Annotated in this window: 18 protein-coding genes and 2 tRNA genes; 14 read left to right on the forward strand and 6 right to left on the reverse strand. The window is 30.2% G+C overall.

What is annotated here, in order from left to right; genetic code table 4:
* Window positions 1-2 precede the first annotated feature (2 nt).
* From rsmA to mnmE, 3 genes are read right to left on the reverse strand one after another with little or no spacing between them, the layout of a single operon-like run.
* Window positions 3-791 carry a 16S rRNA (adenine(1518)-N(6)/adenine(1519)-N(6))-dimethyltransferase RsmA gene (gene rsmA, locus MAGA_RS00270; protein WP_042509416.1) on the reverse strand — a complete coding sequence of 263 codons (789 nt, stop codon included), beginning with the start codon at window positions 789-791 and terminating at the stop codon, window positions 3-5.
* The gene (locus MAGA_RS00275; protein ID WP_013021719.1) at window positions 784-1,545 is read right to left on the reverse strand and encodes a TatD family hydrolase; all 762 of its coding nucleotides are present in this window, start codon (window positions 1,543-1,545) and stop codon (window positions 784-786) included. The genes rsmA and MAGA_RS00275 overlap by 8 nt, the downstream gene beginning before the upstream one ends.
* Before the next feature lie 8 nt (window positions 1,546-1,553).
* Window positions 1,554-2,891 carry a tRNA uridine-5-carboxymethylaminomethyl(34) synthesis GTPase MnmE gene (gene mnmE / locus MAGA_RS00280; RefSeq protein ID WP_013021720.1) on the reverse strand — a complete coding sequence of 446 codons (1,338 nt, stop codon included), beginning with the start codon at window positions 2,889-2,891 and terminating at the stop codon, window positions 1,554-1,556.
* A gap of 128 nt (window positions 2,892-3,019) precedes the next feature.
* Between mnmE and MAGA_RS00285 the strand changes: the two genes are divergently transcribed.
* Window positions 3,020-3,694, forward strand: coding sequence for a hypothetical protein (locus MAGA_RS00285; protein ID WP_013021721.1), 675 nt, complete (start codon window positions 3,020-3,022; stop codon window positions 3,692-3,694).
* A 31-nt stretch (window positions 3,695-3,725) separates the two neighbouring features.
* On the opposite strand, the gene gap is transcribed toward MAGA_RS00285, so the two are convergent.
* The 3 genes from gap to MAGA_RS00300 all read right to left on the reverse strand — a co-directional run bounded on the left by gap (window position 3,726) and on the right by MAGA_RS00300 (window position 7,221).
* On the reverse strand, window positions 3,726-4,736 hold the full coding sequence (gene gap / locus MAGA_RS00290) for a type I glyceraldehyde-3-phosphate dehydrogenase (RefSeq protein ID WP_013021722.1): 1,011 nt from the start codon (window positions 4,734-4,736) through the stop codon (window positions 3,726-3,728).
* A gap of 157 nt (window positions 4,737-4,893) precedes the next feature.
* Complete coding sequence (gene serS, locus MAGA_RS00295; protein ID WP_013021723.1) at window positions 4,894-6,162, reverse strand: serine--tRNA ligase; 1,269 nt, start codon at window positions 6,160-6,162, stop codon at window positions 4,894-4,896.
* Window positions 6,163-6,189: 27 nt separating this feature from the next.
* Entirely contained in the window at window positions 6,190-7,221 is a 1,032-nt protein-coding gene (locus MAGA_RS00300) for a glycosyltransferase family 2 protein (protein WP_013021724.1), read from the reverse strand.
* Window positions 7,222-7,560: 339 nt separating this feature from the next.
* Between MAGA_RS00300 and rpmH the strand changes: the two genes are divergently transcribed.
* From rpmH to MAGA_RS00365, 13 genes are all read left to right on the forward strand, one after another.
* The gene (rpmH, locus tag MAGA_RS00305) at window positions 7,561-7,710 is read left to right on the forward strand and encodes a 50S ribosomal protein L34 (protein WP_004024238.1); all 150 of its coding nucleotides are present in this window, start codon (window positions 7,561-7,563) and stop codon (window positions 7,708-7,710) included.
* Between the two features lie 13 nt (window positions 7,711-7,723).
* Entirely contained in the window at window positions 7,724-8,047 is a 324-nt protein-coding gene (rnpA, locus tag MAGA_RS00310) for a ribonuclease P protein component (RefSeq protein ID WP_013021725.1), read from the forward strand.
* 13 nt (window positions 8,048-8,060) lie between these two features.
* A complete protein-coding gene (gene yidC, locus MAGA_RS00315) occupies window positions 8,061-10,208 on the forward strand; it encodes a membrane protein insertase YidC (RefSeq protein WP_013021726.1) in 2,148 nt (715 codons plus the stop codon).
* A gap of 156 nt (window positions 10,209-10,364) precedes the next feature.
* A complete protein-coding gene (locus MAGA_RS00320) occupies window positions 10,365-11,345 on the forward strand; it encodes a lipoate--protein ligase (protein WP_013021727.1) in 981 nt (326 codons plus the stop codon).
* Window positions 11,346-11,347: 2 nt separating this feature from the next.
* Window positions 11,348-12,169: an alpha/beta fold hydrolase gene (locus tag MAGA_RS00325; protein WP_013021728.1), complete on the forward strand. Its 822-nt coding sequence runs from the start codon at window positions 11,348-11,350 to the stop codon at window positions 12,167-12,169.
* An 82-nt stretch (window positions 12,170-12,251) separates the two neighbouring features.
* A complete protein-coding gene (locus tag MAGA_RS00330) occupies window positions 12,252-13,010 on the forward strand; it encodes a PQ-loop domain-containing transporter (RefSeq protein WP_013021729.1) in 759 nt (252 codons plus the stop codon).
* Window positions 13,003-13,983, forward strand: a complete 981-nt coding sequence (gene asnA, locus MAGA_RS00335) for an aspartate--ammonia ligase (protein ID WP_013021730.1) — start codon at window positions 13,003-13,005, stop codon at window positions 13,981-13,983. Before MAGA_RS00330 ends, asnA begins: the two co-directional genes overlap by 8 nt.
* A gap of 126 nt (window positions 13,984-14,109) precedes the next feature.
* Window positions 14,110-18,489: a PolC-type DNA polymerase III gene (locus tag MAGA_RS00340; protein WP_013021731.1), complete on the forward strand. Its 4,380-nt coding sequence runs from the start codon at window positions 14,110-14,112 to the stop codon at window positions 18,487-18,489.
* Between the two features lie 96 nt (window positions 18,490-18,585).
* Window positions 18,586-18,662: transfer RNA gene (locus tag MAGA_RS00345), tRNA-Arg, on the forward strand.
* 68 nt (window positions 18,663-18,730) lie between these two features.
* Window positions 18,731-18,806, forward strand: a tRNA-Arg gene (locus tag MAGA_RS00350).
* 93 nt (window positions 18,807-18,899) lie between these two features.
* Window positions 18,900-20,114, forward strand: a complete 1,215-nt coding sequence (locus MAGA_RS00355) for a replication-associated recombination protein A (protein WP_013021732.1) — start codon at window positions 18,900-18,902, stop codon at window positions 20,112-20,114.
* Window positions 20,114-21,079 carry a phenylalanine--tRNA ligase subunit alpha gene (gene pheS, locus MAGA_RS00360; RefSeq protein WP_013021733.1) on the forward strand — a complete coding sequence of 322 codons (966 nt, stop codon included), beginning with the start codon at window positions 20,114-20,116 and terminating at the stop codon, window positions 21,077-21,079. Before MAGA_RS00355 ends, pheS begins: the two co-directional genes overlap by 1 nt.
* Window positions 21,069-21,728: a uracil-DNA glycosylase gene (locus MAGA_RS00365; RefSeq protein ID WP_013021734.1), complete on the forward strand. Its 660-nt coding sequence runs from the start codon at window positions 21,069-21,071 to the stop codon at window positions 21,726-21,728. The genes pheS and MAGA_RS00365 overlap by 11 nt, the downstream gene beginning before the upstream one ends.

Genomic DNA, 21,728 nt, shown 5'->3' on the forward strand with positions numbered 1-21,728 from the left:
CTCTATTTTGTTTCTAGCTCAGCATATAATTGCTTTATAGTTTCTAAGTCTAGCTGCTGAATTCTGATGTTTTCACTTATATTTAACACGCTGTAAGCATTTAGTATTTTTTCTTGCGAATAAACCTGTTTTAAAGACCAAATCAGTTTTTTTCTTCTTGCACTGAAGCAAAGTTTGAAAAAGTCTTTTAATTGTTCATAATTATCATTCTTATCTTGATAAAAATCAAATGTAACAATTGCCGAATCTACCTTTGGAACAGGGCTAAAGTTATTTTTGCTTACAAACAATTCTTTTTTAACTTTAGCCACATATTGACAAGTTATACTCAATTTAGAATATTCATAGCTATTAGGCATTGCAACTATTCTGTCAGCTACTTCCTTCTGAACTAACAATGTTGCTCGCTTGAACAAAAATCTATTCTCAATTAATTTAAATATTATCTCACTAGTAATATAGTAAGGAATGTTGCCTACAACTTCAAAATAGGCATATTGGTCTAAATTAGCATTTAAAAAGTCATCATGAACAAGCATATTATTTTCTGAATTAAAATAATTTTGCTGGTTTAAAAATTTGATCATATCTGGGTCAATTTCAAAGGCAACTAATTTTGTGCATTTATTTACAAGGTGTTTGGTCAAAGCCCCAGTTCCTGGGCCAATTTCAATAATTTGCTTACCCTCAGGGCTAATAATATCAACTATTTTTTTAATAACTGAGTCACTATGCAAGAAATTTTGTCCAAATTTCTTCTTAGCTTTTGGTTGAGGATGATCATTAGACATTAATTTTAAATAACCTCTTTGCATTTTTTAATACTTTGTCAGTAAATTTCTCAATTGATAAACCTTTAACGCCTGCAATATAGTTTGCTGTATGTTTAACGTAATTTGGATAATTTAGCATCCCTCGCTTACTTGCTGGTGGTAAGTATGGCGCGTCAGTTTCGGTGAGTATTTTATCAACAGGAAGATATTGCAAAACCTCTAATAAAGACGAATTATTTTTGTAAGTCGCAATTGCACTAAAACTAAAGTAGCAACCTAAATCATTAAATTTTTTTGCTCAATATAAATTCCCACTAAATGTATGAATCATAAACTTAACATCTTTAAATTGACTAAGTATTTCAAACAAATCTTCATAAGAGTCTCTCATATGTACAACAACAGGCAAATTATGTCTCTGAGCGACCTTAATTTGAGCAATAAATGATTCTTTTTGAATATCTTTTTTGGTATCTGGATAGTGATAATCTAGTCCAATTTCACCAATAGCAACAACATCTTTAGTTAGCTGACTCTCAACAATCTCACCGTCAATTGCTCCGGTTGAATTATTTGGATGCACACCAATTACTGGAAAAGTGTAGTCAAAGTGCGAGCAAATGTTTAATACTTCAAGGTTTTCTTTAGGATCACACCCAGTTATAAGCATAGCTGCTACACCTTTAAAATAGGCCTTTTCAATCACTTGGAAGTTATCTTTATAATACTCTTTAATTGGATGAGTATGGCAATCAATATATTTTATGCTCATATTTTTACCTACTTTCCAAGACAGAAGTTTTTAAACATCTCATCAAGCAGTAATTCATTGTCTGCACGACCAGTTATATCAGTCAAGTGACTTCAAGCCTGTCTAAGATCAATAATCACAACATCAGGATCATAACCTAGTTTTATTGACTTTATAGCATCTTCAAGCGACTTATGAGCCTGTTTTATAAGTGCTAACTGTCTAGAATTATTAACATACTGATCATTGTTTAAGTCGATATTTTTGAAAACAGACACTAATTTTTCTTTTAACGGATCTAAATCATTCAGCTTTGCACTTACATAAAGAAATTCATCGTTTGTTGTCTCAAGCAAATCTTTTTTGTTTATAACTGGAACATAAATTTTATTTAATGAATGTGCCTTATTCTTAATTTGCGAATCAAACTCATTATCATTTTGACTTGGATCATATATATGTAAGACAACATCTGCTTTTTCGATTTGTTCAAATGATTTATCAATACCAATTTTTTCAATTTTTTCTTTAGTGTCTCTAATACCTGCTGTATCTATGAATTTAAATAAAAGTCCTTTATATTGTCACATAGCTTCAACTATGTCTCTAGTTGTGCCAGCAATATCTGTTACTATTGCTTTATCTTCTTCCAATATTGCGTTTAAAATAGAACTTTTTCCAACATTAGGCTTTCCCAAAATTGCTATTTTAATGCCTTCGAAGATCATTCTCGATGTTTGACTTAATTCAATAGTTTTGCTAATTTTATTTCTAATAGATTCTAATCGTGACATTAGTTTGTCAGTAAAGGGGTTGTCAAAATCATATTCAGGATAGTCAATTGAAACTTCCATTTCGCCTATCAAATAGGCTAATTCGTCTTTTAGCTCTTGAATATACATTGATGTTTTTCCGTCAAATTTCTTAATTGCTAATTTAGTTTGACTAACTGTGCTAGCATGAATTAAATCATTAATTGCTTCAGCTTTAATAAGATCCATTTTGCCATTTAAAAAACTTCTTCTACTAAACTCACCAGGTTCAGCCAACCTTGCGCCATTAGATAGTAATAATTCTAAAATTCTATTAGTAATTACTACACCGCCATGACAGTTTATTTCAACTGTATCTTCGCCAACAAAATTATTTGTACCTAAAAATCACATACACAAAACTTCATCAATCACTTCGTTGCCATTTAAATTGTCAATAATGTTGCCAAAAGTAATTGTGTGACTAGTGCCCACCTTACCAGTAAAAATTTTCTTAACAACGTTGACACTATCTGGTCCGCTTACTCTAATGATTGAAATAGCTTGATTGATTTTTCCGCCTGATGAAATTGCTGTAATCGTGTCATTTATCATATTTCTAATTTTACAATAATATAAAACTAGTGAACTGGATTAAAGTGAACAAAAAAAGGAAAAACAGGCCATTTTTCCCGATTTTTTACTTCTCTTGATAATTGATACAAAAATCTACTTATTAAGTTATGGAAAATGAAAATAAGTTTTGTAACACCTTTGCTAACTATGCAATGTTTCTAAATAGTGTCAAGTCGATATCATTATTAAAGAAAAATAATATAAGTAATCTAAAACTAAGAATAAGAATAATTATTAACAATAAATTTTTAATTCATTCATTAGGTCTTAACTATTGCAAAACATTTTTTGGGAAGTATAGAAAAGATATTAGTGCTCTTATTAAGGATATTTTAACTAAAAGACTAACCGAAGAGCAAATTCTGCTTGATATTCCAAAAAGCAAGCAGAAATATTTTGAGAAAAAATTGGAGTCAATAAAAATACTGACCAATAATTTTGCCTATCCTTTGCTTAAGGACAACTATACTAATATTTTTGAATATTTTAAGATCAAACCCGAAACTAATAATGACACAACATATAACCATTGTCAGTTGGTTGTAGTAAGTAAGCCTGATAATAAAGACAAAAGGCTAATTTTATATGGTATATCAAGCTCATTGTATGAATTTAAACATATTCAAAGCAGCAAATATTTTTATAACGAAAACAGATCGTATATAAATTGTGTATTTTTACCCATAAGCCTAAAATATAGGAGTATAAGTAAAAACGAACTAAATCAGAAATACACCAAAATTGACCAATCGTTTTTAAATAAGCGTAACTTAAAATATTAAAAGCTCCAATGAAGGAGCTTTAGGACAGCAATTACTTAGTTAACTTTGCAAAATAAGTTAGTGTTCTTATCAATTGAGCTGTATAAGACATTTCATTGTCATATCATGCAAAAATTTTATAAATTCTGTAGCCATTTGATTCTTTGATTTTTGTTAATGTTGAGTCAAATATTGAACCATAGTATGAACCTATCACGTCTGATGAAACAATAGGATCTGTTTCGTATTTAAGTGATAAGCTTGCTGCTTTTTCAAATGCTGCATTGATTTCCTCAACAGAAGGTTGCTTAGTTAATTGAACTGATAAGTCAACAAATGAACCAGTGATTGTTGGTACACGAAGCGCAAAACCATCAAGTTTACCATCAGCTTCAGGAACAACAAGTCCGATTGCTTTAGCTGCCCCAGTTGAAGAAGGAACAATGTTATGTCCAGCAGCACGAGCACGGCGCAAGTCTCCCTTACGGTGTGGACCATCTTGAAGCATTTGATCACCTGTAAATGAGTGAACTGTAGTCATGAATCCATTTTCAATACCAAAGTTATCTACTAAAACCTTAACTACAGGAGCTAAACAGTTTGTTGTACATGAAGCCCCTGAGATAATTTCATCATCAGCAGATAGAATTTCATGGTTTACACCATAAACAACAGTTTTTACGTCTTTACCAGCAGGAGCTGAAATAATAACTTTCTTAGCACCAGCCTCTATGTGTTTGTGAGCAAGATCTTTTTTAACAAAAAAACCTGTACATTCTAAAACAATATCAATATTAAGTTCTTTTCAAGGCAGCAAGGCAGGATCTTTTTCAGAAAATACCTTGATTTCTTTGCCATTTACAATAAAAGCATCATCCTTAACAACTACATCAGCCTTTAATGGGCCAAAAGCAGTGTCATATTTTAATAAGTGTGCAAGCATTTTTGGTTCAGTTAAGTCATTAACTGCAACAATTTCTACTTCTTTATTATTTGTATCTAAAAGGTAACGAAGGGCGAGACGACCTATACGTCCAAAACCATTGATAGCGACTCTTTTCATATTTTCCCCCAAATTTTATTTTCTATTAAAATTATAGTTTAAACATTTTGCTTTTTGCATAGCGATACAAGGTAGGAGAGTAAATATATGGCAATCTTTCCACTATTTTTGTGAAAAAAATAAAACAGTGCATATGCTTTTAACACTGTTTTATAAATTAATAGGCAATTTTGTCGCTTCCAAAGTAAGGAATTAATTTTTTAGGAATTGAAACTGTTCCATCAGCATTTTGATAATTTTCTAAGATTGCTGCAATTAAACGATCTATTGCAAGGCCAGAACCATTCATTGTGTGGGCAAATTTAACCTCATTATTATCATCTCTGTATCTTATCATTGCCCTTCGTGCTTGGAAATCACCCATATAAGAAACAGAACTAATTTCTCTATATTTTAATTCTGAAGGCAATCACACTTCCAAATCAACTGTTGTTCTAGATGAAAAACCAAGGTCTCCAGTACAAAGTTGAAGCTCTCTATAAGGAAGTTCTAATTCTTCTAAGACTAATTTAGCTTGCTCCAACATTTGTTTAAATTCAAATTTTCAATCTTTTTCAGAAGTAATTTTCACTAATTCAACTTTCTTAAATTGGTGACTTCTTACAATGCCTTTCATATCTTTGCCGCCAGAACCCGCTTCAGATCTAAAACATTCAGTGAAACCGGTCAATCTAACAGGCTGGCTAAGATCAATGATCTCATTATTATATAAATTAGTTAAAGGAACTTCGGCTGTAGGAATAAGATACATATTTGTTTGCTCCATAAAGAACAAATCATCCTTAAATTTTGGCAATTGCCCTGTACCAAAAAGTATTTCAGGTTTTACTAAAACAGGAACTGAATATTCTTTATAGCCATTTGCAGTGTGTAAATCAAGCATAAAATTTTGCAATGCACGAGCTAATTTGGAACCAGCACCTTTAAAAACAACAAATCTTGATCCTGATAATTTCACTGCTCTTTCAAAATCAAAAATATCTAATTTATTACCTATTTCATAATGTGGTAAAACATTTGAAACTAATTTTCTTCCTAAATTATCATGAGTATTTATTACCTGATTATCGTTTTCATCTTTACCAACAGGAACTGAATCTAATGATATATTTGGTATGGATATTATTATTTCATAGGCTTTCTGATCAAATTCATCAGCATTTTTTTCTAATTCAACAACATCCTTTTTTAAATTAGATGCCTGCAACTTTAATTCATTCATTTTTGCTTTATCATCTTTAAAAGAACCAATTTGCTTACTTAATTTTGACAATTCTGATCTCTTAATTTGAGCATCATGCATAGCAGCTCCTCTTTTGTCAAGATAAGACAAAAGAGTGTCAAAAACAGAAACATCAAAGTTCCTATTTTCTAGTGCTTTTCTCACATAATCACGGTTATCATTTATAAATTTAATACTTAACATAAGACCTCTAATTTTGTTTATATTATTTTACAACTTAAAGTGCTTTATTGACAACTTATAAATCATTAGTGACCATAATGATAAATTTGAAGGCACAGCAATATTAATATCATTGTTTTTTATAAACTCTTTAAGCATTAAAGAACAAATTTGCTGCATTTTTGTCCTACATTCGCGTTTTTGAATCATGCAAAGCAAGTAACAAAGCGATAAAAGCTGCACAAACAAGCCCTTTTTTAATGATTTCAATAACTTGTCATCTTCAACTAGCTTTAGATTAGAAAAATCATCAAAAACGCTTTGGTATGAAGAAAAAAGTAATTTGAGCTTATCAGACCAAGCACTTAAATTAGTGGCTGACGAATTTTTACGAATTTGGTATGTATAAACTTTCTTTTTTATTCTTTTAAACTTAACATTCGTAAAGTAAAGCATATGCATAAAGCGAATATCTTCATATATACCATCAGAAAACTTTTTATTATATTTTCTAACAACTTGAAAGTAAAAATCCCTTTTGATTAGCTTTCCTCAACAAACTGAAACATTGTTATAGTAGTGCTCGATGGGAGAGTTAATATCATAATTAAGAAAGTGAGGCACCTCAGGTACAGAAATTCTTAAGTTTTTTGCATATTCATAACTATATAAAGCTTCAGCAACTAATAAGTCATAGTCATCATCCAAATTGTCCACAAAAGTTTTTATAGCGTTTCTGTGTAATTTGTCATCGTCATCAACAAAAATAAAATATTTTCCAGTCGCCTTCTCAATCAAAAAGTGTCTGTTAAAACCTATGCCTACATGTTCGTGGTAATCTTTTAAATCATAGACTTTAATTCTTGAATCTTTAACAGCATATTCGTTAATTATTTGCAGTGTGTTATCTGTTGAGTAATCATTTAACAATACAATTTCTAAATTTTTATACGAGTTTTTTAAAACACTTTCTAAGGAAAAATAAGAGTTATTTTCTATATTATGGCAAGGAATTAATACACTAATTTTAGGATTAGCGTTATTGTTTTTTCTTGATTTATGCTTAATGCTCTTATTCATAGCTTAATTATACCAATATAGCCAGTTATAAATTGCTCTTTAGTTCCATTGTTTAATGATGTTGTCATAACTTTAGTGTGCTGCTTAAAACTTTTATGATTTAAACAACTTTTTGTGAAGCATTAAAATTAAAAAAGTCTAATTAAAAATTTTATATGCTAGTTAAACATATTTAATCAAAATCCCAGAATGACTGTTTTATAGTATTCTAAGCAAATGTAAATACAGTTTTTTGCTACTTCAAAATTGTTAATTTATGATTTAAAATTTCAAAGTTTTATATATAATATTAACCATTACTAATTCAACATATATTTTTAACATTTAACAGGAGGCAATATGAGTTTAAGAACATATCAACCTAAGAAAAGACAAAGAGCTAAAGTTCATGGCTTTCGTGCTAGAATGGCTACTGAAAATGGTAGAAAAGTTTTAGCAGCTAGAAGAGCTAAAGGAAGAAAAAGACTAACTGTTTCTGACGACAAGTAATTTTTAACACCTTATGAAAAAAGAATTTAGACTTCAAAAAAGTTGAGAATTTGATGAAATAATAAAGTCTAAAAAACAGTTCGCAAATAATTTTTTGGTTTTATACTACAAGCCAGCTAATAGTTTTAAATTAGGTATTACGGTTCCTAAAAAGTTCTGTAATGCAGTTCTAAGAAATTATTATAAAAGGCAAGTCAAGGCAATTATTCATAAATTGAATGTCTATGATTTTAAATTCCACTGTGTTTTAATTTTACGAAAAGAGTTTTTGAATGAGAAATTTGATGCTAAATTTAGCGCAACACAAAAACTTTTTAACAAATTAAGAATAAATTAAGAGAAGCTTACAAATGAAAGAATATAGATCAAGCAACTTCAATTATTTCTCTAACGAGGACAGACAAAAAGAAAAGAAAAAAAGCGCTTGAAAAAAAGTGTGATTTTGAATAAAAATTGTCTTTTATGTCCTTCTTTTTGGTATTGCAATGACTGGTTGCGTTCAGAGCTGTGTGGTCAAATCATCCAACTACACAGGAAATGGTATTGAATTTTATACCAGCAAGGAAAATGTCAGCCCACATGTCACAACTTTTGATGCCACACATAAACTAACAAAAGAGGAAAGCACTCATTTACACGAAAATAAAGTTGATATAGGTCTTGGCGAAAAGGATCAATTATATTTTGATAAAAATGATGGTGCCAACTTCCATTTATCGCACAAAAATTACAAAGAAATTATTGACAATCTTAGAAGCACACACCAAGGCAGCTATGGTGCTTATAAAAATTGAAATACAGCTATTCAGTTAAGAGATTACGATAAAAAATTATGAAACAACAGACCTATTATCACAGGCACTGGTGAAAACTCAAATAATTATCTTTTTGCAGTTCAACCAGTAGAAGATGATAATGCTAAAGGCAGTTATAAAACCATTTATAATCCAAATGAATATAAAGAATGATTAGTAATAGATCCAACATTTAATTTTGATAGCAATTTTGTCTATGACAAAGAAAAAAATGTATTTAAAATAAATCCTGAAAATTCTAAATTAATTAATGAAGGCAAGTTTACAAGTAAATTAGAAGTAAACAACAACAGAAATAGCACACCATTTCTTTTTGATAAAGAACTTTCATACTTGACATTTTCAAGCAAAAATGACTTTACTGGCTTTGCAAAATTCAGAAGAGACATTTTAGAAACATTAGCAACAAACACTTTCTATTCTGATAAATCTTCATACTATAGGAAAGCATTATCGCAAGTTGAAAGCAAGTTAAGAGAAGCAAATTATTCAGTTGACTATAACGGTTTTAACAAATATTTAGTAGATAAAATCAAGAATAAAAAAGCAAGTGAATTAGAGTTTGCCCCTAATGTGTTTTATGCCCTTAAGTACTATAATAAAGCCCTAAACAAATATGCTAGTGAGTTGAATTTTAGTGCTTTAAATCAGATTTCGCCTGTTAAAAATTCAGTTATTGAAGAAATTAATAACTTAAGCAATGACTATAATAAAATAAATGATAAAAATAGCAAAGAAGCTGTTGAATTAAAGAGAAAAATTACATCTTTAAACGAACAGTTAAGAAACACAAGTAGATTACTTTCTCCAGCTCCATATTCAACTATGACAGTTAAATTAACTGATGCAGTTAATATTCCTTATTCTGGAGATGAACCTCAAAGAGTTATACATAACTGATCTGATGCATGAAAATTAGGACCATTCTATGGATTACTAGTTTTCCCAACTGCTTGACTATCAGCTCATTTATCAACTAGCCTATCGCATTTAGGCGGATGAGGCACAATTATAGTAATATTGGTACTAACAATTATTTTACGTAGTGCTATGTTAGCTGTAACATTCAAACAAACTGTTAACCAGTCTAAGCAAGAGGAACTAAAATCTAAAAAAGCAAAAATTGATGCTAAATATGCAGATTTTAAAAACAACAAACAAATGAAGGCTAGACAACAACAAGAAGTTGCTGAGCTATACAAAAAGCATGGAATTAATCCACTAGATGCCTTTGTGACAATGATAATCTCCTTGCCTGTGTTCATTATGATGTGAAGGGTTATCCAATCCTTACCCGAATTTAAATCAACGGTATGGTTAGGACTTTCATTTGCTGAAACGTCCTGAAGAAGATTATTCTTCTCTGGCGAATGGCAATATTTAGGACTTTTAGTTGTGGTTGCTGCTGTACAAGGTGTTGCACAGTTCTTACCACAGATACTGAATAGAAAGAAATTTAAAGAGCGGACTAGCTTAGAAGAAGAAAAAGCACTCAAGAAAGCTAATAGAACTCAAAGAATTATGACTATTGTCTTCTTCTTTATAACATTAATATTCTCTGCCGGTCTTCAAGTTTATTGAATAATTTCTGGTATCTGAACTATTATCCAAACCTTAAGTATTCATAAATTTAAGAAATCAGCTTACTATAGAAGAAAGTATTTAGATAAGCACAAAGCTTAAAACAAAAAATTCCTTGCGTGCGCTTGGAATTTTTGTTTATGCCTATAAAAAAGCCACAAAAGAAACACTAAAGTTTTACTGCTTTATTACTTTATTATTAATAAAATAACATAAAGTATTAAAATTAATATATAACTTAAAACAAAAAGGAGTTTTATGAAAATTTATATTGTTAAAAGCACTTCACCATATGAAACATTAGCATATGAAAACATAATAATGGAAGACCCAACTATTACAGGTGATGTTTTAGTGCTTTATCAACATGCAAATGCAATAATTATTGGTAACAACCAAAATGCTTATGAAGAGATTAATCGTGAATATGTTAGAGATCATAAAATTGCACTAGCAAGAAGAAAATCAGGTGGTGGTGCTGTTTACCATGATTTAGGTAACTTAAACTTTAGTTTTATTTCTGATAAGTCAGACAATAACAGTTATCAAAAGTTTCTTAGACCAATTCTTAATTTCTTAAACTCAATTGGTTTACAGTCAGAGTTTCACGGCAGAAATGACATTCATGCAAATGGATGCAAAATTAGCGGTAATGCTCAATACATAAGCGGCCACAGAATTGTTTCACACGGAACATTACTTTTTGACGTTGATATGACAATATTATCTAAAGCACTTAATCCAAATAAAATAAAGTTTGAATCAAAAGGCATCAAATCAATTCGTTCTAGAGTTGCAAATATTAATGATTTATTGCCTAAAAAGATGACAGTTGATGAATTTAGAGACGCTTTAGTAAAATATTTTGTTGAAAATGAAGATAGCACACTTGAAGAAATTCCATATGAAAAGTATGCTCCAAAGTTTGAAGAGTTAAGAAAATTATTTAGCTCTGAAAAATGAATATATGACCGTTCTGCAAACTTTACTTATACAAAAACTGAAAAATTCCCTGGTGGTCTTGTTACAGTTTATGGAACAATTGAAAACTCAATTATTAAAGACATTATTTTTGCGGGTGACTTTTTAAGTAAAAAAGATATCCGTGAAGTTGAACCATTATTCAAGGGCATTCGTTATGATGAAAAATCAGTTAGAGAGGTTCTTGCAAAAATTGATTTAGAAAACTACTTTGGAACTTTGACAGTTGATGAAATAGTTAAAATTATTTTAGGTTAGTAGTGCAAGCAACAGTTTCAATTAAAAATGAGCAAATTCATTATATTTATGAAGACGCTCCTGAAGGTACACCAGTACTTTTATTTATTCATGGGTTCAAAGACAGATCTAAAACAATTCAGCCGCTTTTAAGTATAAAAGACAGAAATTATTCTATTTATGCTCTTGACTTGCCAGGATGTGGCGAATCATCAAGTAATTTGGGCAGTTATTCAATTGAATTTTATGCAGAAGTTGTAAGAGAATTTATAAACAAAGTATTACCAGGTAAAAAAGTAATACTTATGGGCCACTCAATGGGTGCTGCAGTATCGCTAATGTGTTTTGATATTGCTAATGTAAAAGAGTTAGTTTTAGTTGCACCGTTTAATTACTATGCAGGACTTAATGCTGACTATGAGCAAGGAAAAAGATGAATGCTTCCTGAAAACATTGAAGATGCAGTTGAAGCATATAAAGCTTTAGTTTATAATCCAAATATATTTTATATAAAAGGCATACAAGCTTTTGCAATGAAAGATATTCAGAATAAAGAAAAAACAAAAGCTATGTTTTCTTACATTGTTGATAATCAATTTTTTAATAAATCATACTTAGAAAATGTATTAAAACCGCTGTATCAAAATGCTAAAAAACCATACACATTAATCTATGCTAGAAATGACTTATTTACTACTGAAGAAGAAATGCTTAGGTTAATTGAAGATATACCAACCATAACTCCTTTTGCCTTTGAACAATGCGGCCATGCTGTGTTTTTTCAAAAAGCTAATAAAGTAAATGAAATAGTAAGCAACCTTGCGCAAACCTTAAAAGCTGAATAATGCTGTAAAACAGCCAAAAAAAGCAGAAAATATGTTCAATTTTCTTGCTTTATTTTTTTATTAATATTCTTATAATATTTATATGTATATTAATGCAATTTATGATGCTTTTTTTGTTAATGGAAACAACTATATTTCTGCCTGATTTGTAATAATTTTTGGCTTCTTAGGAATGTCAATGACCCTTATTTTAGGTCTTCCACAAGCCATACATTTATATAGGTTTAAGCAAACAGGCAATGTTAAATATTATTCTTACTGAATGTTTTTAATAGGTATATTATCATGAATCTTTTTAGGAGCTTTTGATCCTGTGCAAAAGATGTTTGCTATAGTTATTTCAAATTGCATTTGCTCATTAATTTATGTAATCACATTATGATTAACATATAGATATTCAAATGATTTAAAACGCAGAAAAAATCAGTGAATTGTATTAATTACATCTTTAGCTTTATCAATTTTTGTTATTTGTTTAGCTATCTCAGCACTTATTTTAAAATGAAAATTGCCACAAATTGCACAAATGAGCATAGCACAAATAGTACCAATAATTACAACTTTTGCTTTCTTGCCCCAAGTGCTTAAGGCTATAGACACTAGAGACTATTCTGGAATGTCTGTTTCAATGGTATGAACATTCATTTTAGCCAATATATTTTGAACTTCATATTGAGTATTTTTTATTATTAATGCTGGCATAGCGCCGCAATTAATTAGTGCCCTAATATGACAAATTTTATCTCTTTTACTATATTCATTTTTACTAATAAAAATGAATCTGCAAGCCAAAATTGACAAAAAGAAAATTAATACTACCAATGGAGAAATTTATGTATAAATCAAAGTTAACACTCAAAGAAACGCAACAAGCTATCCAGGATCTTAAATTTGCATTTACTAAAAAGCTTAACCAAGAGTTAAATCTAACAAGAGTGTCTGCCCCCTTATTTGTTACATCAAACTCAAAAATTAACGATGGATTAAACGGTGATATTCCTGTTATTTTTTCGCCAAATAAATGAAGTGAGAACATTGAAATTGTTCATTCATTAGCTAAGTGAAAAAGATCAGCCTTATCAAGATATAAATTTTTACCAGGCGAGGGGCTATGAACAGATATGAATGCAATTCGCAAGGATGATGAAGTTGACTATAAGCATTCATTATATGTGGATCAATGAGATTGAGAATTAATCATAAACAAAGAGGACAGAAATATTAATTTCCTTAAAAAAATTGTCGAAACCATCTATAAATCAATTAGATACGTCGAAAACAAAATCAACTTTAAATACCCTACTTTATCTCAAAAACTTCCAGTGAACTTAACATTTATTAGCTCTGAAGAGCTATATAGAGAGTATCCAAGTGTTAGTCCTGAAGAAAGAGAAAATATAGTAGCAAGAAAATATGGAGCAGTCTTTATTTATAAAATTGGTCACACTTTGCCTGATGGATTGCCACATTCAAAAAGAGCGTTTGATTATGATGACTGAAATTTAAATGGTGATTTAGTTTTCTATGATGCTGTTAATGATGCAGCATTAGAAATTTCATCAATGGGCATTAGAGTTGATGCTGATTCATTAACAAAACAAGCAAAAATTTGCAATAAAAGTGATAGCGATATGGGCGAATATCATAGAGCTATCCTTACTCAAAAATTACCTTACACAATCGGCGGTGGAATTGGACAAAGCAGACTAAGTATGTTTTTATTAGAAAAGAAACATATTGGTGAAGTTCAAGCAAGCGTTTGACCAGATGAACACAAAGAATCATTTGAAAAACAAGGTGTTAACTTACTTTAATCAAATCTTCCGAAAAGCCTATAAAACAGGCTTTTTTGTTTTGTTCGGCAACTTTTTAAACAATTTATAACACAAAAATAAAGAAATTAATTTTATATATAGATTTAGTCTTAATATAATATATATATGAGTTCTGTTGGTTATAAAAGATTTGAAGCATTTTGCAAGGCTAACAACATAGAAATTAATAGCGAATTACAAGGAACCGAACTGGTTCTTTTTAATCAAAAATATGATGAAAATTCAAATGAGAAGCTTAAAATAGAGTTTCGTTTTAAAAATCCTATTTCATATGAAACTATTAAAAAATTAAAGTCATTTATACGTTTAAACAAAGATAGATTAGACGTGTCTTTTGTTGTTTCAAACGATTCATACAATAAAAATAGCATCTTACAATATGTTTATCAAATAATAGACAAAACACGTTTTAAGCCCTTGAATCAAATTAATTGGGAAAACAAGTTTTATGTAGATGAAGACCATATTGGCCACTTTGAAAACATTGACAGAGACTTTGAAAATCAATATGGGATTTTGTTAAGCAAGTTGCTTAATAAACTCAAAGAATATGGATTTGCTTTGTTCAATTTTTCTTATGACTATATTCAATCTTCTCCAGAAAGCTACTCAAAATTGGAGGAAGCAGCAAAGCAAAATGAAAAAATAAAGCAAGAGCTTTTGAAAAAAATGATTGAACTAGATTCATCTTCTGATAAATATGATTCTTATGACTCAAACCCACTTAAAGTAAAGAGAAACTTTAATAAAAGTTATACAACTTATTCAATAAAAGATTTAGCAACTGCCCCAAGTAGAATAAACGTTGAGTTTGTGGGATTATTATTTGCATCTAAAAAAAGTTTTTCCAAAAATAAAAAACTTACTATTCAGTTCAAAGTTAGTGATTTTCAAAGTGCAGTCAACTGCACATGATTTTTAGACACTGACTGACTTAGCAATGAGCAAAAAAACTTAATTAATCCAGATAATCAATCTTGAGTAAAAGTTAAAGGCTCAATTCCTAGTGCTGATAAAATCAAAGGTAACAACTTTTTCATTTATGTTGATTCCCTTGAATTAACTGATTCTCCTTTAAATATCAAAGAAGATATAGCAAGCGAAGATAGGAAGAGAGTTGAGTTTCATATTTCGACAAAAATGAACACAATGGATGGTCTTTTTAATGCTGATGATTTTGTAGAAAGAGCAAAAAGATGAAAAATGCCTGCAGTTGGCATAATGGACACTGATGGTGCTCAAGGTTATCCAAAGTTATTTAATAAAGCTAAAAAAGCTGGAATAAAAGCTATTTATGGAACTGCTTTTACTACTATAAATAAGGCAAATGAGGCAATTTTAGGAAATGCTCCAAATGGCAACTTTAAAGACTATTCATATGTGTCATTTGATATTGAAACAACAGGTTTGAGTCCCAAATTTCATGAAATAATTGAATTTGGTGCTGTAGATATTAATCAGGATTTAAAAGTTGGAAAAGTAACTCAATTTTTCATTAAACCGCAAGCAAAAATAGGCGCTTTTACAACTGAGCTTACTGGTATCACTCAACAAATGCTTGATTCTGAAGGATTAAGTATAAAAGATGGCTTACAAAGAATTTATGATTGCTTAGATGGCAAAGTTGCAATTGCACATAATGCAAAGTTTGACTTTAATTTTTTAAAAGAGCAATTTAGACTTAATAATGTACCGTTTCCAAATGTTACAGTTATTGATACTTTAATAGCTTCTAGAATAGGCTTTCCAAATTACAAAAGGCATAAATTAGAAGATGTTGCATCCAGACTTGGTGTTGTTTATGATCCAAATGTTGCACACCGTGGGGATTATGATGCTAAAGTTCTTGCAAATGTTTGAGTTAACATAATTTCTGAGCTAAATTCTAAAAATATATTTACTTTTGAAGACTTGGGTAACTTTACTTCTAATGATTTATATGCAAAAATGCACGGCTATGAAGTTTCAACTATTGCTTTAAATAACAAAGGATTAAAAAAGCAATTTGAGCTTATAACAGATTGCTTAACTAAAAAATTTATAAATGGCCCAATAACTTTTAAAGAGGATTTTGTCAACTTAGATAGATCTGATATTTTAGTAGGATCAGGAACTTTAAAAGGCCTTTTGATTGATAAGTACTTTTACTCTTCACATGATGATTTTATAAAAGAATTAAAACATTATGACTTTATTGAGATCCCAGCACCACAATGCTTCGAGCACTGAATAAAATATGGCTTTATAACTACTAAGCAACTATATGATGGCTTAAGTGAAATAATTTCTGAAGCTAAAAAACATTCAAAAATTTGTATAGCTACTGCTGATGTAAAATACCTAGATCCATGAGATAAAGAAATTTTTATGTCCTTAGTTTATGCTAAAGGTATAAAGAATGCAAGACATTACTTATTTGACTATAAAAAAGCCGAAGAAGGAAAATTAGTTATACCAAATCAAAGGTTTTTAACTACCGATGAAATGTTAGAACAATTTGCTTTTTTAAATGATAAAAAGCTAGCTGAAGAAATTGTTATTGACAATACTCAAAAAATTGCCAATATGGCCGAAAACATTGAAGTAATCAAAAATGGCTTATTTACACCTGAATTCGACGATTCTAAGAAAAAATTACATGATTTAGTTTATAAAAATGCTCATGCAAAATATGGCGAAAACTTGCCTGAATTGATTCAAAAAAGAATTGATTCTGAACTGAACCCTATTATCAAATATGGTTTTGATGTTATTTATTGAATTAGTTATAAATTAGTTAAGCTATCAATTGATCAAGGTTTTATAGTAGGAAGCAGGGGATCAATTGGTTCATCATTTGTGGCTTCATTAATTGGTATTTCTGAAGTTAATCCACTTGTGCCTCATTATTGCTGTCCTAAGTGTAAGCATTTTGAAATAGCTAATGTTCCAGGTATCACTAGTGGATATGATTTGCCCGATAAGATTTGCCCACAGTGTAATACGAAAATTAAGGGCGATGGACAAAGCATTCCTTTTGAAACATTTTTAGGTTTCAATGCTGATAAAGTTCCTGATATCGATCTTAACTTTACCGGAGAATTTCAAGGTGTTGTTCATGAAGAAATCCGTAAGCTTTTTGGAGAAAGTCACACTTTTAGGGCTGGTACCATATCAAAAGTTGCTGAAAAAACAGCTTTTGGCTATGTAAAGTCATATGCTGAGCAAACTAGACAGAACATCCCACAAATTTTTGTTGAGTTTTTAGCTAACAGAATTAAGGACGTTAAAAGAACAACAGGTCAGCACCCTGGAGGAATAATTATTATTCCAAAGCAGTTTGATATTTTTGACTTTACCCCGATCAACTATCCAGCTAATGACCAAAGTTCTTCATGATTAACAACTCACTTCGATTACAAGGCGATTCATGATAACGTTCTAAAATTTGACATCTTAGGTCATGATAACCCAACTTCAATTAAATTATTAGAGCAATACACTGGCATAAATATTTATGACGTTCCCAAAAATGATGAGAGTGTTATAAAGCTTTTTAGCTCTACTGAACCAATGGGAATTAAACCTGATCAAATTTCAAATGAAAAAACTGGAGCTATTGGTTTGCCAGAATTTGGTACTTCTTTTGTTAGACAAATGCTAAATGATATTAAGCCAAAAACTGTAGCTGACTTAATTTCAATTTCAGGTCTTAGTCACGGAACTAATGTTTGGATAAACAATGCAGATGAGTTAGTTTTAGAAAAATGCCGCAAGCTTAATGAAGTTGTTTGTTGTAGGGACGACATTATGCCTATGCTAATTGCTAAAGGTATTGAACCTCTTCTGTCATTTACTTTGATGGAAAAAGTTAGAAAAGGAAAAGGACTTTCGAATGAAGAAGTTGGGCTTTTAGAAAAACATAATGTTCCAAACTGGCTAATTAAAAGTATGCAAAAAATTGAGTACCTTTTCCCAAAAGCGCATGCTACTGCTTATGTTACAATGGCGCTATGAATAGCCTGATTCAAGCTCTATGAGCCTTTGGCATTTTATGCTAGTTATTTTACAGCCCACTCAAAAGCTGATGACATAGAAAATATGATTGATAAGCCAAATGGTATTAAAGTGTCAAAAAGGCTTTATGAATTAAAGAAAACTGAAGACAGAAGTAATAAAGAAAACGATCTTATTGGCGTGTTCGAAGTTGCTGAAGAATTATATGCTCGTGGTTTTTATATATCTAATGTTGATATTGATAAATCACAAGCCGAAAAGTGATTAATTGATAAAGAAAGAGGCTGCTTAATTCCGCCATTTTCAACAATCGAGAGTTTAGGGTCAGTTAAGGCAAACGATATTGTTAATGCCAGAGCAGAAAAAGCATTTTTATCTAAAGAAGATTTCAAAATTAGAACTGGAGTTTCTAAAACTGTTTTTGATACTATGAACAGAATGAAAATTTTAGATAGCCTAAATGATTCTGATCAATTAACTCTGTTTTAACCAATAAACCTATAAAATAGGGAAATAAGTCGTCCCTATTTTTTTATATTTATATTGTTGTAAAAACAAAAAAATTTACTATAATAATGTAACAGTGGTCGCGTAGCTCAGCAGGATAGAGCACAAGCCTTCTAAGCTTGTTGTCAGAGGTTCGAATCCTCTCGTGATCGCCATTTTTTTATTTTTGCAAGAAAAAATAAAAAGTGACGCTTATTTTTATAATAAAATTTTATAACTGTGTGTTCACATAGCTCACCAGGTAGAGCACAAGCCTCCTAAGCTTGGGGTAATGGGTTCAATTCCCATTGTGAACGCCATTTTTTTATTCACTTTTATTAAGCAATCAGCATAATTTTGGGATTTTTTAAAAAAAGTTAAAAACTCATTAAAAAGCTTTAAAATTTATTAATATGAAAAATTTAGCAAATGAATTAAGACCTAAAACGTTGGACGATATTATTGGGCAAAAATCAGTTGTGGAGTTACTAAAAAGAGTTGCCAGGGACAGAATTTACTCAAGTTTTATATTTTTTGGTGAATCAGGCACCGGCAAGACATCAGCAGCAGTTGCACTAGCTAATGACTTAGGCCTAAAATATGATTATTTTAATGCTTCAGTTAACTCAAAAGCTGAATTAATCAAGATGCTCGCGGATAATGACGTTTTAATAATTGATGAAATTCATAGGCTAAATAAAGATAAGCAAGATATTTTACTTTCTTACTTGGAGTTTGACAAAATAATTATTTATGCAACAACTACGGAAAATCCTTATTTTAGAGTAAATCCAGCCTTAAGAAGCAGAATGCAAATTTTGCAATTTACTAAATTAAGCGAACAAGAAATGTTTGAAGGTATAAAACATAATTTAAAAAAGCATTTTCCTGATTACCAAATGGATGAATCAACGATTAAGGTGTTTGTAAAGTTATCTAATGGCGATTATAGATCATGTCTTAACAATTTGCAAATTTTGACTTTGATGACTAAAAACAAGAAAATAAGTTTAGATGACATTAAAAAATTTGTACCAAATATCTCATTTTATAGTGATGAAAATTCATCAGCTCACTATAACAATCTTTCAGCTTTTCATAAATCTCTTCGTGGTTCTGATGTAGATGCAGCATTATATTACGGAGCAATTATTGTTAAGTCAGGTGATTTGCAAGGATTGTTTAGAAGGCTAATAGCATGTAGCTATGAAGATGTAGGGTTAGCTGATCCTAACTTGCAAATTAGAGTAAAAAATGCTATTGATTGTGCTGAATTACTTGGCTTACCTGAAGCAAGATTACCTATTTTTTATGCGATTATATCTGTAGCTTTAGCACCTAAGAGCAATTCAGTTTATGAAGCTATTTTAAATGTTGAAGGTTATATTAATCAAGGAAATATTTATGATGTGCCTAAATTTTTGCGTGATGGTCACTATGCATCAGCAGTTAAACTAGGAGATTCTATAGGCTATAAATATCCACATGATTTTCCTAATCATTTCGTAAAACAGGAGTATTTGCCGAAAGAAGCTAAGGGAAATCAATTCTTTTTTCCAAAAGAAACAGATTCTAAGAAAATCACAGAATACTATAAGTTTATAAAACAACTACAAGGAGAAGAATAATGAGTTCTAAAATAAATTGAGAAGAAATAAAAAGTTTTGAAGAGTATAAGCAAGCTAAAAATCTAGTTTTTGGTGCAGGTAGCGAGATTGAAGAATTAAAGGCAAAAATCAAAAATTCTAGCCCTGAAGAGCGTAAATTAATTGGTATTAAAATCAGTGAGCTAAAGTTATTTTATGAAACTAAGTTTAAAGAAGTTGAAGAGAGGCTTGAAAAGGAGAAAATAAATAAAATCATTGAAAGTGAATTTATTGATGTAACTAAGCCATTAAAACAATTAGGCTCATTGCACCCAATTAGTATTATTGAACAAAGGCTTAGAGATTGATTTGTCCAAAATGGCTATTTTGAAGCTACAGGCGGCGAGATTACTGATGAAGAATATAACTTTGAAAGACTGAATATTCCGCAAAATCATCCTGCGCGTGCAACCCATGATTCGCTTTATATTTCAAACAATATTTTATTAAGAACTCATAACACTGGAATAACTGCTTATGAGTTAGAGAAAAATGCTAACAAGTGTGCAAATATCTTTTCAATAGGAAAGGTTTATAGAAATGATGAAGACGATGCAACTCACTCACACCAATTTACTCAGCTGGATTTTGTAAGTGTAGGTCAACAAGTTAGTTTCCCAAATTTAATATGAACCCTTAAATCGCTATTATCTTATGTTTTTGAAGAAGAGTTAGAAATAAGACTAAGGCCAAGTTATTTCCCTTTTACTGAACCAAGTGTTGAAGTTGATATTTTTTATAAAAATAAATGAATTGAAGTGCTCGGAGCAGGAATGTTACACTCTAATGTGATGACAAAAGCTGGTTATGACAGCAAAAAATTTTATGGATTTGCAGCTGGCTTAGGATTAGAAAGATTAACAATGATAAAGTACGGAATAACTGACATTAGATATTTATATAAAAATGATTTAAGAACACTTTTACAGTTTAAGAATGAAAAATAAGTTTGCTGAATTTATTAATAATGAATCCCAAAAACCCTATTTTATAGAGTTAATGTCTTCTATAGATAAAGAAAAAAGTAAGTTCAATGTGTTTCCTAGCGATGAGAAAATATTTGAGTGTCTTAAATATAGCAGTCCTGAGAAATTAAAACTAATTATTATTGGACAAGATCCATATTACAAAAAAGGATTTGCTGATGGCTTGGCTTTTAGTACAGAGAGTCCAAAATGCCCAAAAAGTTTAGAAAACATTTTAGTTGAACTAAAAAAAGACTACCCGGAGGCTGTAATTGAGACATTTAGTCTAAAATCCTGAGCCAAAAATCACATTTTGCTACTTAATAGTGTGCTAACAGTTAGTGAAGACAGGCCGAATAGTCACAGTAATTTTGGATGAGAAATTTTTGTTTCTAATTTATTAGATTTTATTTTAAAGGAAAATAAAGAAGTGATTTTTGGTACTTGGGGCAACAAGGCCTTTTCATTAATTAAGGATAAAGTTACAGAGGACAGAATAATATTTACTTCCCATCCTTCACCACTAAGTTATTCAAAAACAAAAAATAGTTTCAAGGATTCACATTTTTTCAAAAAAGTTAATGCAAAATTGACCAATCCAATTGATTTTAGCATTAGAAAGGAAAATTAA

The organism is Mycoplasmopsis agalactiae (genome assembly GCF_000089865.1).
Taxonomy (GTDB): Bacteria; Bacillota_I; Bacilli_A; order Mycoplasmatales; family Metamycoplasmataceae; genus Mycoplasmopsis; species Mycoplasmopsis agalactiae_B.